General features: G+C 64.8%; 2 protein-coding genes and 1 pseudogene. All 3 read left to right on the forward strand.

The window, feature by feature from the left end; genetic code table 11:
- Positions 1 to 223: 223 nt before the first annotated feature.
- Entirely contained in the window at positions 224 to 439 is a 216-nt protein-coding gene (locus tag AC1D2F_RS23855) for a helix-turn-helix domain-containing protein (RefSeq protein ID WP_476967903.1), read from the forward strand.
- Positions 440 to 505: 66 nt separating this feature from the next.
- Complete coding sequence (locus AC1D2F_RS23860; protein WP_476967904.1) at positions 506 to 1,087, forward strand: dihydrofolate reductase family protein; 582 nt, start codon at positions 506 to 508, stop codon at positions 1,085 to 1,087.
- A gap of 150 nt (positions 1,088 to 1,237) precedes the next feature.
- Positions 1,238 to 1,384, forward strand: a pseudogene (locus AC1D2F_RS23865) (ISL3 family transposase); the annotation flags it as partial.
- Between the last annotated feature and the right edge of the window lie 165 nt (positions 1,385 to 1,549).

Here is a 1,549-nt window from a genome sequence, read left to right on the forward strand (position 1 = left end):
CGACATCGACATATACCTTCACGCCGACATGCAGACCAAAAAGGACGCGCTGGACAAGACCAGGCCACCCGTTGTCGCCCCCGGCACCTACACACCGGAGCCGGGGATCCTCACATGGCTCGAAGCACTCTAACTATGCCGACAAGACCCGCCAGGAACCCGCTCTGAGCAGGTCAAACATTTCATCGATCGGCATAACCCAGAGATCGGCATAAGCGATCCCATGCCGACGTCGGCATGGGATTGCTTCGGTGCCGCCGGACCGGTCGACTGGGGCGACCTCGCCGGTGGCGCAGGCTACTTCGACCAGGCCCACTTCGGCCACGAGTTCCGGGCGTTCACCGGGCTCATGCCGACCCGGTACGTCGAAGTCTGGCGGCGATTCCTGCGCGAACATCCCGGCCACGCGCTGGACGGCTGGCCGCTGCCGGCCGACTAATTTCCTACTAGAGCGACAGCTCACGACACGCTAATGTGGGGGCACCCCAAAGCAGAGGAGAGCCCCGTGGGCAAGGTGGTCATGTACAGCTCGGTGTCGGTGGACGGCTTCGTCGCGGACGAGAATGACCAGCCCGGACTGCTGTTCGACTGGTTGTCCAACGGTGACGTCCCGTTGGACGAGAGCGGCGAGGTGAAGGTGTCTCGGACGTCCTACGACTACACCCGGCCGTACTGGGACCAGATCGGGGCGACAATCGTCGGCCGCCACGTCTTCGACATGACGGACGGCTGGGACGGGAAGCCTCCGAGCGGGATCGACCACGTGGTCGTCGTGACGCACCGGCCGCAGCCCGAGGGCTGGGACCCCGAGGCGCCGTTTCACTTCGTCGACGGCGTCGAGGCAGCCATGGCCAAGGCGCAAGAGCTTGCGGGTGACCGCATCGTCGAGGTCGCCGCTGGTGACGTCGGTGGCCAGATGCTTGCCGCGGGCCTGGTCGACGAGGTGCGCATGGACGTCGTACCCATCGTGTTCGGGTCCGGCAAGCGCTACTTCGGGTCGGTCCACGCACAGCACCTGTTGGAGGATCCCGACGTGGTGATTCAGGGCAACCGGGTGCTTCACCTGCGCTATCGGGTGCGCCGTTGACCGATCTGAGCGGGTACGCGAAGAAGTCCACTGCGAACGGTGACACAAGATCGGGCCTCCGGCTGCGGTTGCGCGTCGCTGCCCCGGGACCGACGCGCCAGCCAACATCCAGCCAGCGGTTACACCCTCAACTGTGAAGAGCCCGGGTCGGTCAGCGCAGGCGTTCCCGCTGCGCTGAGCGAGGTGATCACGCTGGGCCGAACGCTGAAGAAGCGCGCCGTCGACGTGCTGGCCTACTTCGACCGACCCGGCACCAGCAACGGCCCAACCGAGGCACTCCCATGCCGACGTCGGCATGGGATTGCTTATGCCGATGTTGGGATTATGCCGATTTTCGGGTGACTGGCCTGTTCAGGGCCGGTTTCTTGCAGTGTCTGGTCGGCATAGTCGCGGCGTGAGATTCTCCCTTCTCCTGACAGGAGAAGGGAGTGTGCCATGGATGATCCAAGGCGGGTGGAGGGC

The organism is Arthrobacter sp. P1_B3, assembly GCF_056406615.1.

What these genes read in the sequence shown, in the direction of transcription:
- AC1D2F_RS23855 (WP_476967903.1), top strand. Translation starts at nt 224, where the DNA reads ATGCCGACGTCGGCATGGGATTGCTTCGGTGCCGCCGGACCGGTCGAC.